This is a genomic window from Mahella australiensis 50-1 BON, assembly GCF_000213255.1.
Lineage (GTDB): Bacteria > Bacillota > Clostridia > Mahellales > Mahellaceae > Mahella > Mahella australiensis.
In genome coordinates this window covers 2427741-2441293 of sequence record NC_015520.1, presented here as the reverse complement: position 1 = coordinate 2441293, position 13553 = coordinate 2427741, and the positions used below count along the sequence as shown (strand labels likewise).

General features: G+C 39.7%; 11 protein-coding genes. 10 read left to right on the top strand and 1 reads right to left on the bottom strand.

The window, feature by feature from the left end:
• Positions 1-435 precede the first annotated feature (435 nt).
• The 4 genes from MAHAU_RS11405 to MAHAU_RS11390 all read left to right on the top strand — a co-directional run bounded on the left by MAHAU_RS11405 (position 436) and on the right by MAHAU_RS11390 (position 7312).
• On the top strand, positions 436-2184 hold the full coding sequence (locus MAHAU_RS11405) for an extracellular solute-binding protein (RefSeq protein ID WP_013781885.1): 1749 nt from the start codon (positions 436-438) through the stop codon (positions 2182-2184).
• 395 nt (positions 2185-2579) lie between these two features.
• Positions 2580-3575 (top strand): uroporphyrinogen decarboxylase family protein, encoded by a 996-nt coding sequence (locus tag MAHAU_RS11400; protein ID WP_049783361.1) that lies wholly within the window; start codon positions 2580-2582, stop codon positions 3573-3575.
• Between the two features lie 165 nt (positions 3576-3740).
• Positions 3741-4838, top strand: a complete 1098-nt coding sequence (locus tag MAHAU_RS11395) for a uroporphyrinogen decarboxylase family protein (RefSeq protein ID WP_013781882.1) — start codon at positions 3741-3743, stop codon at positions 4836-4838.
• A 23-nt stretch (positions 4839-4861) separates the two neighbouring features.
• Positions 4862-7312 carry a glycosyl hydrolase family 95 catalytic domain-containing protein gene (locus tag MAHAU_RS11390; RefSeq protein WP_013781881.1) on the top strand — a complete coding sequence of 817 codons (2451 nt, stop codon included), beginning with the start codon at positions 4862-4864 and terminating at the stop codon, positions 7310-7312.
• Positions 7313-7622: 310 nt separating this feature from the next.
• Here MAHAU_RS11390 and MAHAU_RS11385 read toward each other — a convergent pair whose 3' ends face one another.
• A complete protein-coding gene (locus MAHAU_RS11385; RefSeq protein WP_013781879.1) occupies positions 7623-7892 on the bottom strand; it encodes a hypothetical protein in 270 nt (89 codons plus the stop codon).
• A 203-nt stretch (positions 7893-8095) separates the two neighbouring features.
• Between MAHAU_RS11385 and MAHAU_RS11380 the strand changes: the two genes are divergently transcribed.
• The 6 genes from MAHAU_RS11380 to MAHAU_RS15600 all read left to right on the top strand — a co-directional run bounded on the left by MAHAU_RS11380 (position 8096) and on the right by MAHAU_RS15600 (position 13441).
• Positions 8096-9286: a cytochrome c biogenesis CcdA family protein gene (locus MAHAU_RS11380; RefSeq protein ID WP_013781878.1), complete on the top strand. Its 1191-nt coding sequence runs from the start codon at positions 8096-8098 to the stop codon at positions 9284-9286.
• Positions 9283-9585: a hypothetical protein gene (locus tag MAHAU_RS11375; RefSeq protein ID WP_013781877.1), complete on the top strand. Its 303-nt coding sequence runs from the start codon at positions 9283-9285 to the stop codon at positions 9583-9585. The genes MAHAU_RS11380 and MAHAU_RS11375 overlap by 4 nt, the downstream gene beginning before the upstream one ends.
• A 156-nt stretch (positions 9586-9741) precedes the next feature.
• Complete coding sequence (locus tag MAHAU_RS11370) at positions 9742-10788, top strand: uroporphyrinogen decarboxylase family protein (protein WP_013781876.1); 1047 nt, start codon at positions 9742-9744, stop codon at positions 10786-10788.
• A gap of 24 nt (positions 10789-10812) precedes the next feature.
• Positions 10813-12063: a hypothetical protein gene (locus MAHAU_RS11365; protein ID WP_013781875.1), complete on the top strand. Its 1251-nt coding sequence runs from the start codon at positions 10813-10815 to the stop codon at positions 12061-12063.
• Between the two features lie 83 nt (positions 12064-12146).
• Complete coding sequence (locus MAHAU_RS11360) at positions 12147-13232, top strand: alpha-L-fucosidase (RefSeq protein WP_013781874.1); 1086 nt, start codon at positions 12147-12149, stop codon at positions 13230-13232.
• On the top strand, positions 13184-13441 hold the full coding sequence (locus tag MAHAU_RS15600; protein WP_013781873.1) for a hypothetical protein: 258 nt from the start codon (positions 13184-13186) through the stop codon (positions 13439-13441). Before MAHAU_RS11360 ends, MAHAU_RS15600 begins: the two co-directional genes overlap by 49 nt.
• Positions 13442-13553 lie beyond the last annotated feature (112 nt).

Below are 13553 nucleotides of genomic sequence, written 5' to 3'. Positions count from 1 at the left end.
GCTCCGTCTACTCGACCAATCGTATTTTGGCTTTATATGGATTGGTGTCATTTAACATGAATACCTATAGTATGAACATATGTATTTCCAATATAAGATAAATTATGATTATAGGGTTTGCGTGTTATGATGGCATCAATGATTAAACCCGATGACAGCCGCCTATGATTTAATGAATTGTATAGTGAATATGACAACTTTTGCTAAGTCATCCCATATGGCCAAATACCTATTTTATACATGTGGGTTATCTCCATTCTTAAACTGTATAGAGGTAGTCTGACGTAATTGCAGTTAACATATGGATGGAAGTGTTTGCGAAAAATGCTATAGAACCATCTTTAGTCGTAACTCATCATGCTTAAATATTAGATTTAAGGTATTTATCTTAAATTGCGTAATTCATGTTAATAATTAAAACGGGGGTAGATTTTTATGAAACGTTTGTTTATAGTAACATTGGTTTTTGTTCTTGCCATTTCAGTGTTCTTAGTTGGTTGTGATACGGGCGGAGATAGTGGAGATAAAAGTTCAACTGATGTGGAAAAGACGACTGCTGAAGGTCAAGTAGCACCTGCGGGGCAATTTCCAATTGTCAAAGAACCCATAGAGCTTACATTTTATAAAGAAGGTGCATTATCTGAGAGCGATATATCGAAATTGGATCAAAATGGTGTTTTGAAATATATTGCTGATAAAACTAATATAAAGTTAAAGTTTATCTTTTTGAATCCACAGGAAGGTAAGCAAAAGATGATACTCTCTTTTGCAAGTGGAGATTATCCTGACGGAGCTTTATTGGATTGGAGTACCCTGCTAACACAGGCTGATATTATGCAATACGGTATGCAAGAAAAAATATTAACTCCTTTGAATGACTTGATCGACACATATGGTGCAGAAATCAAAAAAATATTTGCTTTACGCCCCAATTATCGTGCATATATTACGGCACCGGATGGAGAAATTTATGGCATACCGCGTTTTACCGAATGTGGTCACTGTATGTCTTATCCGAAACTGTGGATGAATTATGCTTGGTTAGACAAATTGGGGCTAAATGAGCCTCAGACGACCGAAGAACTTTATAATGTACTGAAAGCTTTTCGAACGCAAGATCCTAATGGTAATGGAGAAGCGGATGAGGTTGCTTTGACAGGATGTATTGACTATTCTTGTGCTGCTGAATACTGGCTTATGAATTCCTTTATTGATTGTCCTGCTGCGAGCAATGCATCTAATCCACGGCCCTTCCTTGCTTGGATTGATGGTAAAGTCACTTTTATAGCTAATAGACCTGAATATAAACAAGGATTGGAATTCATTAAGAAATTGTATGATGAGAAACTAATCGACCCTGCTAATTTTACGCAAAATTCTGAAGGATTAATGCAGCAATGTAGAAAAGGCGGGGATATAGCTACTGTTGGGGCATATACTTGTGACCATATGACAATGGGTGTTGACTATAATGGAAATAAGGATTTAGCTATGCAGTATCATGCTTTGCCTCCTGTAGCAGGGCCAAATGGTGTAAGATATCAGTCTTATCAAGATGCTATAGCACAATTCAATGGTTTTCACTTTGCCATATTTGATACATGCAAAAATAAAGAGGCGGCTTTCCGACTGGCAGATTACTTCTTAAGCGAAGAATTTTTGCCTATAGGGCATTATGGAATTGAAGGTATAAATTGGGAAAGGCCTAAAGATCCCAATGCCAAGAATGTCTTAGGCGGTCCACTTAAATGGGTACCGATAACATTGCCACAGGATGCGCCTCAGGAAGAAAAAGATAAGCAGACCGTCAACACTTTTTGGATACCATTGCTTGGTGATCTTTATGAACGTCGCGCAATGTGGGCTCCAGAAGCAACACCTGAAGCTTTAAGAAATAACTATGAAACATACTTAGAATATGAAACTCTAAAGACAAAAAAGTATTGGCCTGATGTATGTTTACCTCGTATGTTATTTATGGATAAACAAACGGCTGAAGAGTTTTCCGAACTTAAAACTAATATTACTAATCATGTGATAAAGAATACTAGTATGTTTATAACAGGTGCTCGTCCTTTAGGTGAATGGGATGATTATGTAAATGAACTCAAAAGATTTGGTGTTGATCGCTATGTTGAGATCTATTCCAAGGCATATGCTGATTATCAATCTAAAATGAAGTGATAGGATTTTGTATCTTCTAAAATAGTATAGCATTACGAAGATAGTTTAAACATTTTCATGGTGATGACCATAAGTTAAAAGTGTTGATAATATAATCTTAATAGTGCCATTGTTGGGAGCGAGGCAACGCGGTGAGATGGATATTAGACTTTAGGGTTCGGTAAAAGTCCTTTAGAGATTTTATCTGTTCCATATCCAATTTTGACTTCTGATACTCAAAAGCCGCGTTGCTCTCCCAATAATTATAGGAAACAACCTACAGTTTTACTAAACTGTGACCGTAAGGTCGTAAAGTGTTGTAGAAAAACTTTATGCAATTTATGTGGCGCTATTAATGATTATACATTTAAGATATTATCATATATCAAGATATATCAAGGAAGAGAGTAATGTACATGAATTCGAAAGAACGCGTAAGAAGGGCTGTTGCTTTTAAAGAAGTGGACAGGGTGCCTGCCGGCCTTTTTGGTACGCCTACATACTATGAAGAGGGACTTGCCAAATATATTGGTACTGGCAGTATTGAAGAAATGTATTGTGCGCTAGGTGTGGATATATGGCATTGCAAATTTGGATTAAAATATGTGGATGATACTCCGAATCCGCCTCAGAACTATGCCGGGATCACAAAGTTGCCTTTTGAATATGTTTATACAGTAGATGAGGTTGAAGCCTATGAATTTCCTGATATCAGTAAATTTGACGCTGCAGAACTAGCCAAAGAAATCGAAGAACATCAACAATTTGCTGTGTGTGGTGGTATAAATTCTGCCATATTCCATCATTATTTATGGATGTGTGGTCAAGAAAATGCTTTGTGTTATCTGAAATCACAACCTGACGTGGCAAAGGCTATTATAAGGCGCATTACGGATTTTTTCGTTGAATATCTTAAAAAGGTTTTGGAGGCAGGACGTGGAAAAATAGATATAATAGAAAATTGCAATGACTTTGGTACTCAGCGCAGTATGTTTATCAGTCCTGATGATTTCAGGGAGTTTTTCAAGCCTCAGCTAAAACGATTATATGATACAGCAAAAGAATACGGGGTAATGTATATGCAACATTCTTGCGGAGCAATAGCACCTATTATACCTGATTTTATAGAAATGGGAGCTGATATATTAAATCCTATTCAAGTGATGGCAGATGGTATGGATATTGAGAGACTTGCTAAAGAATATAAAGGGAAAATAACCTTTTATGGCGGAATCGACACTCAGCACCTATTACCAGAGGGACCGGAAGAAAGAATAAGGGAGGAAGCACGCAAGACAGTGGGATATTTTGACAAAGAAGGGGGCTATATACTCAGTGGATCTCAAGGATTATTGGATGATATTCCTTACAGCCATGCCGTAGCTATGCTGGAGGAGAACATGAGTGCATGAGGCAGACTTTTTTGAGAGGAATTCACAATGTAGAGTTTGGTAGAGTGGATTTTTATTCTGATTCCTTTACTTCTGAGTTCTTTGTTTGCGGTTATAAGCCGTACTATGGGATGTAAATAGATAGGTTGAAAAGATATAAACACAAAGATAAGGAGTTGGTTTTACATGCAATATAGCGATAAATATCTGGCGTTTATGGGGAGAGCACCAAAGAAAATACCGCACTGGGAGCATTGGTCCAATCCTGATGCGGAAACTTACTTAACTGGTATCGATTATTATGAGCATCCAAGATTGTGTCGGTTGAAGCTATCACAGCTTTATCCACAATTGGAATTGCCCATTCCAGAAAAAGATGATCCTAAACCTCGACCTAAGCTTGATTTAAAGGGACAGTCATCTAATGTTGATGAACACGGCGGGCATCATGTGCGCTGGGGCGACACCGAAACCACGCAGTGGGACTGGGGAAAACATTTTAAGGATGCTGAAGATGTATTTGCTTTTTCTCCACTTGCACAAGGTGATTTTACTGATATTCCTGTAGTAGAATCACGTGACTATTCCGATGAAGAAAAGCTTTATCAAGAATATCGCAAGATGTATCCCAAGGAATGGGGGGATAAAGCTCCTAAAGGTTCCACTGCATCGGTAAGTTTTTATAATACCATGTTTATGTGGCCGTTATTAACATTTGGATGGGAATTATTTTTAGAAACTTGCCTTGATCCAAGATTTGAGCGAATTATGACCGAATTTGCCGAAATTAATCGACGAGTTTTTCGAGTCTTTTCTAGGTTACCTGTTAATTTTGTTATATGTCACGATGATATTGTAACTAGCCGTGGACCAACATGTTCCCCTAAATGGATGCATAAATACATTTTCCCATGCTACGAAGAGTTTTGGAGCATTGTTAAGGCTGCTGGGAAAGAGGTCATTTTTATGTCAGACGGTAATATGGATGCTTATGTAAATGATATTATGGCCTGTGGTGCGCGAGGAATTATCAGTGAACCATATACCGATTACAAGAAGATTGCTAGAAGATATAAAGATTGCTTTTTGGCAGGAGAGGGAGATAACCGTATTTTATATCGGAGTAATCCTGATGAAATCAGAGCGATGGTAGAGTCTATGGTGGAAACGTCTCGTATAACCGGAGGTTACATGATGTGCATAGGCAACCATATTCCTTGGAATATACCACCAAAAGCTGTAAAATACTATCTGGATATTTCAGCCGAGTTAGCTCATCGGTAAAAGAGTCGAGGTTGAAGTGAAAAATGCAAGACATAAAAGAAGGTATGATGATGTGTTATCCTGCTATAAGGTGGCAAGACGCTATTCCTTGTGGTAATGGAAGCATTGGGGCTTTGGTCTATGGCCATATAAAAAACGAGATAATAACTTTAAATCATGAAGCATTGTTTCTAAAGAGTCAAAAACCACAGATCAATTCTATATACGAATATTTAAGCCAACTTCGAAAGATGCTTATGGAAGGGAAATACAATGAAGGCGCACAGTTTTTTGAGAGAAAACTTAAAGAGAATTATATAGGCATTGCTCGCACAGATCCTTATCAGCCTGCGTTTGATATTAAGATTGATTCAGAAACGCATGAGGCATTTACTGGATATTGTCGCTATCTTGACTTTGAAACAGGTGAGGCTGTTGTAAGGTGGAGCGAAGGCAACACAAACTATCATCGTGATTTGTTTGTATCAAGAGTGGATGATGCGGTAATACTTAGGATTAATGCTGTGGGCTCAGAAAAGGTGAATTGTGTTATTTCATTAGTACCTTGCCGAGTGGAAGGTGCTACAGGTATGGGTTCTGGCAAAGATGTAAAAGGCGACAAGCTCCCGTTTGAGTGGCAAGCGTCATCTGAAGAGAACTGGATTTCGTTTGAAGCTCAATATCCGGACGGAAATGAATTCGGTGGAGTAGCTCGATTAATTGTAAATGGTGGATGTATGGAAGGTATTGAAGCACAAAATAATTGCATATACATAAAGGATGCAACAGAAGTCCTAATGATGGTGAAAGTGTTTGTAAATGAAAAAAGTAAAACTACGATTGAAAATACAAAATCTCAATTAGAAAAGATGGATGTCTGCTATGAAGCATTGTTGTCAAAGCATGTCTACCAACACCGGGAATTATATAAAAGGGTGAATATTGAATTTCACGAGCAACGCGAAGATAAACTTGCAAAGCAAAAATTTAATGAAGAACTACTGCTGGAAAGCTATAATGGACAGATTCCCACTGCGTTAATCCAAAGGATGTTTTATTTTGGACGTTACTTGCTCATATCAAGTTCTAGGCCGGGAGGATTGCCTGCCAATTTGCAAGGGATATGGAATGGAGATTATGTGCCTGCATGGGCATCGGATTACCATAATGATGAGAATATAGAAATGAATTATTGGGCTGCATTACCAGGAAATTTGCCTGAAACGACGTTGCCCTATTTCGATTATTATATGTCTATGCTGGAAGATTTTCGCACAAATGCAAAGGTTATTTATGGTTGCCGAGGTATTTTGGCACCTATAGCTCAGACTACACATGGTCTTGTCTATACAGACCCGATATGGGCTACGTGGACTGCTGGTGCAGGTTGGTTATCGCAATTATTTTACGACTACTGGTTGTTTACTGGGGATATGGATTTTTTAAAAAATAAGGCAATTCCATTCATGAAGGAAATTGCTTTGTTCTACGAGGATTTCCTTGTCGAGGGAGAGGATGGAAAGTTCATGTTCATTCCTTCCCTGTCACCTGAGAATACACCTCCAATACCCAATGCATCACTAGTTACCATAAATGCCACGATGGATATAGCAATTGCGCGGGAAGTACTTGCAAATCTATGCGCCGCATGTAAGTATTTAGGTATTGAAAAGGAAAACGTAAAGATATGGAAGCATATGCTTAGCAAGTTGCCGGAGTATCAAGTAAATGAAGATGGTGCCATTAAAGAATGGATTCACTCTGATTTGCCAGATAATTATCATCATCGTCACCAATCGCATATATATCCTTTGTTTCCCGGCTTTGAGGTGACAGAGGAAACTAACCCGTCGCTTTTTCATGCCATGAAGGTTGCAGTAGAGAAGAGGCTTGTTGTCGGGCTTACCTCGCAAACCGGTTGGTCTCTTGCACATATGGCAAATATCTATGCAAGATTAGGAGATGGGGACGGGGCGATTCAATGTCTTGAGACTATGTGCCGTTCATGCGTTGGAACGAATTTGTTTACCTATCACAACGATTGGCGAAGCCAAGGACTTACCATGTTTTGGGGACACGGCAGCCAGCCTCCTTTTCAGATTGATGCCAATTTTGGTTTAACAGCGGCGATATTTGAGATGTTAGTCTTTTCATCTCCAGGAATTATCAAACTTTTACCTGCCCTACCTTCCAAATGGATAAAAGGGAAGGCTGAAGGCATAACCTGTCGTGGCTGCATCGAAGTTAGCGTAGAGTGGGATATGGATAAAAATGAATTAAAGGCAAGCTTTTTATCCAAGAAAATGCAAGAAATTACAGTAAAATTCCCAAAGGTACCTATGTATATTAAGGTATGTGAAGATATCGAAACATTAAAGAATAATGAAATCCATTCTGACGCTTGTAAAATTTTAGATTCCCCATATGGAGCACAGTATCGTTTGTTGGAATTGCCCGTGAATCGGAAATTAATTCTAACGGTTGAGATGTTATAATGTGAATATAATTAGGACTTACGCAAAAGTTCATGGAACCTTGAAAATCTAACATTTTAAGCAGCAAAGTTTTCGAAGATGATTGTTTTAATGCGATCTTCCCTATAACTTTCTGTATAAATTCACCTTTACTGAACGAAGTATATACTGTAAATACCTTATCTCCGACTTCTATCTCAGAAGCTGATTTGAGGTAATTTACAGTGTCTCCTATAGTATCGAAACCGTGAGATATCCTCGTGTACTCGATAAACATATATAGACAAACACCAGGGTGAAATACCCTTTCGGGAGTTGCTGTTGGTAAGCTTTAACTTCCGATTTTTTGCGGTATAGAGCATAGGGTTTGCGGATTCGGCCGATAATGCCTATTTATCGCATCATGAGATACTATTCCCAAAGTAGCGGTTACACAGCGAGCATTAGGTATATCCACAACTATGAGGTCTATACAGTAAGTAATGATAGCTAATGCGGCACCTTCCTTAAAACGGCTTAGATAATTGCTGTTATTCAATAAACCAAAGAGCTTCTTACTGAAGACGCATTTATTAAAAAACGGCATATGTTGTTTATGCATCTAAACTATCTCCACTCTTGAATTATATATAGATAGTTTGGCATAATTGCGGTTAACATATAGCCGGTAATACCTGTAAAACCGCTATAGAACAACCTTTGCACATAACTCACCTTCTTAAATGTTAGATTTAAGGCATTTATATCGTTTTGCGTAACTTCTGCGTGTAAATGAAAATATGAAAGGGAGATGGGAGAAAAGAAATGCTGATTGACGTGAGAAAGATGGGGCCGTTTATACTTTTGCTTTTATTGATAGTTGCGATCCTTCCAACTCATGCGGCTGCTGAAAAGGGTCCTAATATTGAGGTTGCTTATTTCTATATAGAGGCATGTTCATCGTGTCAATCAAATCGGCAATTTATAGACGCGTTTGAAAGCGATCTACATTCGCTGTACCCTCAAGTAAACGTAGTGATTCATAGATATAATATATTTTATGAGCAAAGCCTTTATGTATATAAAAGTTATATCCAAGCTTACAGCGCTGAAAATATTATATTACCGGCAGTATTTGTCGGAGATACTTATCTTAGTGGTGATAGTGAAATCAAGCAAAAGCTGTTGCCGCTTATAGAATCATATATCAATGGCACCAAAGAGTATAAAGAGATTAAAGTAGATATGCTTGGCCAAGACAAGGTTATAGATAACGAAAAAGAAAGATTTGAGACCTTTACGCCAGTAGGAGTAGCATTGGCTGGATTGCTGGATGGATTCAATCCTTGTGCTGTTTCGATGCTACTGTTCTTTCTGTCGATATTGGTAATGAGCGGTCGCCAAAATAAAGAGCTTTTTCTGGTTGGTATGAGTTACATCATAGGTACTTTCATAGCATACTTTACTATAGGGATAGGATTAGTTAAGGTAGGCGATATATTCAAAGATGCTAAAGCTGTTATGCTGGCCATATATGGTCTGACTATTGCCATGAGTATAATACTGGCATTCTTTAGCTTTCGAGACTACATCAGTATTAAAAAAGGAAATTATGCGCGAATAAGCCTACAGCTTCCACAAAAGATAAGGCATGTTATACAGCGCTATATAAGGGAGAATACGCTGACGCATTTTCTGTATATATCAGTTTTTTTAACTGGTATAGTAGTTTCAGGACTGGAGTTCTTCTGTACTGGGCAGGTCTATTTACCCACAATAGTATATATACTGAGTCAAAGGATTGCGGTAGCCAAGGCATTATCCTATCTGGCCATATATAACCTGGCTTTCGTAATACCACTGATAGCGGTGGTTATTGCCGTGTATATGGGCAAAAAGGTGATGAATCTATCGCGAGTTTTTGTATCTAAGATGCATCTTATCAAGTTGGTGACCGGCTTATTTTTCATTGCTGTGGCTATAGTGATGTTTGCAGAATTATGGGGTATGATATGAAAGGGATAGTAACATTTTTAGATAAAGATCGAATTAAAATCGATGAACGCTCTATTATAGAACTGGATTTTAAAGAAGAATGCATAATAGAGGAAAGTATAAAACTATTTAGAGATAGTGATCCGTGCATAATCCACCGCACTTTTTGTGCCAATAAGATAGGCATGGATATATTAGATGAGGTGAACAGGCAATATCAAGGACAGAAAGAGGTTTGTTTTACGGTAGACGAATTACCTGATTATATGCTAGATAAGATAGATTTACATTCAACGGTGGAATACATAATTATACGGTAAATGCATTTTTTGGACACTATACTTTGCTATTAAGAAATGAGCAAGATTTTCCTATTTACTAGTGGTCGCATAATGATAAAATTAAATTAAACGATGCCATTTAAAAATGGTTTATATATGAAATTGTTTACTTAATATAGTTTGGGAGGACGATCTATGAGCAGGCAAATAGCGTTGGACAATATTAATTTGAGGGCAACATCTCGCTTGGCACATACCGAATACAGCCTGGAATATCACAAAGATTATATACGGCAAAAGATCGGTTCTGAGCCGTCAAGCGTGGATGCCTTGAGGAACTTTTACGATTATTATGGCATTGACTTTCTTTGGCGCACTGATGACGGATTGCATGCTGATTGGAGTCGGTTTGGCCGCTCTACTGATATGGGTCATGCCGAATACGCGTCCGATGGCAGCGATATGCATGCTTCGGTAACATGCCCATTCAAGACGGAAGAAGAGGTATGGGCATTCGATGCTGTGGCCGAATATGGGCTACCTGATTTCGACCAGCAGGTAGAAGCGTATGAACGCATTGTACAAGAAGCCAGAGCTGCATATCCCGATCAGTTGTCTACAGGAGGGTATTATAAGACCATCGTTTCAGGGGCCATACAAGCATTTGGATGGGAAATGCTTCTTATAGGGGCTTCTAATCCGGATAAGATGGAGAAAGTGTTGGATAGTTTCTTTAGGTTTACGCTGTTTCATATGAAAGCGTGGGCCAAGACCAGCGTCGAAGTAATAATACAGCATGACGATTTTGTATGGACCAGCGGTGCATTTATGCACCCTGAATACTACAGACGGGTTATAATACCACGCTATGCCGAGTTGTGGAAGCCGCTGCATGATGCAGGTAAAAAAGTGCTGTTCTGTTCCGATGGTAACTTTACGGAATTTGCCGAAGATATAGTAGAAGCTGGAGCAGATGGCCTTATATTCGAACCGTGCAATGATTTCGGATATATGGCCGAACGATTTGGGCAGACTACAGCATTAGTTGGCAGCTATGTAGATTGCCGCGATATGACTTTCGGCAAATGGGATAAGGTGAAAGCGGATATGGACCGTACCTTTGAGGCAGCTAAGAGGTGTAGGGGTGTAATCTTTGCCGTGGGCAATCATCTGCCGGCTAACGTACCGGATGAAATGATGGATAGGTATCTAGAATATTTGCAAGGGCATTGGTACCGATAAATTATTATTGGGGGTGTTGTGGTTATGGAAGTACCAAAAGAGGACAAAGAGATTTTGCGGCGGTTAGCCGAAGAAGTGGCCGAAATAGCATCGTTGCCCGTTCATAAGGATAAAATAGCTATGTGGAAGCGCCTTAACGGTCTGGAAAGAGTAAAGCCTATGCTATGGATAAATGAGATACCATGGCATGAGATGGATGTGGACGATGAGTTAAAGCTTCAGACCGTTGATCCATTTTGTCGATCTTATGAAGTACAGCTTCGTCAAATTATCTATCAATGGAAGCACATGCGAGGGGATATGGTGGTTGAGCCCGTTATATATTGCCCTTTGGTTATACATGACACCGGGTTTGGCATCGACGAAGATGTGGATGTGATTAGGACCGATGCAGGCAACCCGATTATATCAAGGCACTTTCATCCACAAATTCAAAATGAAGATGACATAGAAAAAATAAGGATGCCTGAGATTACGTACGATGCTCAGACTACCGAGGACAGCTACCAGCGAACGAAGGACATTTTCGATGGTATACTTAAGGTAGAAAAGCGCGGTGCGCCAGGTTTCTGGTTTGCACCGTGGGATGAGTTGATCCGTTGGTGGGGTATACAGGAGGCCATGATGGATATGATATTGCGTCCCGAATTGGTTCATAAAGCCATAGATCGCCTTGTGCAGGCCTATTTATGCCGGCTTGACCAATATGAGGCCATGAATCTGCTGGCATTGAATAATAACAATACGCGAATAGGATCCGGGGGATTGGGATATACCGATGAATTGCCTCAAGCCGATTATGATTCATCTCATATAAGTCCTTTGGACCTGTGGGGATGCAGTACAGCCCAGGTATTTTCGGATGTTTCACCGCAAATGCACGAAGAATTTGCTCTGCAGTATGAGATACGCTGGATGAAACGCTTCGGATTGAATTATTACGGCTGCTGTGAACCCTTGCATAAAAAGATCAATATGCTTAGGAAGATTCCTGATTTGAGAAAGATATCCATGAGCCCATGGGCAGATGTGAAAGAAGGAGCAGCAAACATAGGAAGGGATTTCGTATTCTCCTATAAGCCCAGTCCTGCTATTTTTGCCGTTGATCAATGGAATTTGGAGGCTGCTCGTAAAAGTTTAATCGATGCTATGGAGAAGACAAAGGGCTGTGCGGTGGAGGTTATAATGAAGGATATAAGCACTGTGCGCTATCAGCCGCAGCGTTTATGGGAATGGGCCGAAATGGCTTCTGAGGTAATAGAGGTTTATGCCTAGGGTTTACAGAATGACTTTGTGAACGAGACTGGTTTCCGAAAGTGCTCGGATTATAAAATTATAACATGTATGGAGGAGTTAAAATGGCGAAATTAATGAGCAAAAAGGAATATGAGGAAAGAACGGCATTAACTCGGGACAAACGAATGGCTTGGTGGCGCGAGGCTAGATTTGGTATGTTTATTCATTATGGCTTGTATGCACTGATAGGGCGTAATGAATGGGCCATGTCTTTGGAAAACTACCCTATAGAGGAATATGAGAAACTTGCCAGGGAATTTAATCCGAAACCCGGTGCGCCGCGAGAATGGGCACGCTTAGCTAAGGAAGCCGGGATGAAGTATATGGTGCTCACAACCCGCCATCATGAAGGGTTTTCATTGTGGGATTCTAAAGTAAATCCTTATAATGCGGTACAGATGGGACCCAAAAGGGATATCGTAAAAGAATATGTGGATGCTTGCCGAGAATTTGGGCTGAGAATAGGTTTTTATTTTTCATTAATGGATTGGCATCATACCGACTCATGGCGCTGTGCCTTTGATCCTGATGCACGAAAACGATTTTTAGATTATATACAGGGCATGCTTAGAGAATTAATGACACAGTACGGCAAAATAGATATCTTGTGGTATGATGTTCCCGCTCCGATGGAGCATTGGGAGGGCTGGGATTCGCTTAAAATGAATTTAATGGTTCGCGAGCTTCAGCCTGATATAATAATAAACAACAGGAGCAGACTTGATGAAGATTTTGGTACGCCGGAAGGGCATATTACTGCTATGGATCGTGACTGGGAGGCTTGTATGACATTTAATGACATTAGTTGGGGTTACGTAGATTCGAACCAAGCTAAGCCTTACAGCTATACCCCTCAGCAAATTGTTAAGATGTTGGCGCAGGTTAGTCATGATGGGGGGAATTTGTTGTTGAATATTGGTCCGGCTCCTGATGGCTCAGTGCCTCAAGAAGCAGTAGAACCGTTGACATCTGTCGGAAAATGGTTGGGTCAAAATGGAGAAGCTGCATATGGTAAGCTTGATAAGCTTGATAGAAGTAATCCCAGCGGAGTAGGATCTATTTCCGTAAAAGGGAATAAGGTTTACTATTGGAATTGGATATGGCCTATGCAAGGAGAGATGGCTTTGGGTGGGTTTATGACACCTTAAAATCGGTTCGCATACTTAATACCGGCTTACCGGTTGAATTTGAACAATGTGGACAACGCATCATTTTGCGCGGCCTATCTGATCGATCTCCAGATAAAATACTTGGTATAGCAGTATTGGAGTTGGAGTTTGAAGAAAATCCGAAGTTTGTGCGTTGCAGTATGTATCCGCAGCTTCATGGCGGCTATGACTTCTCAAATATGTTTTAAAAATAAAGTACGGTTTGTGATCCTATCGGGCGCGAGTGGTTTTATGATGAAGAACTCTTGGGAATATACCTGATATGCAGAGTAAGAGGAGTAAATCTTTTACTCGACGTAG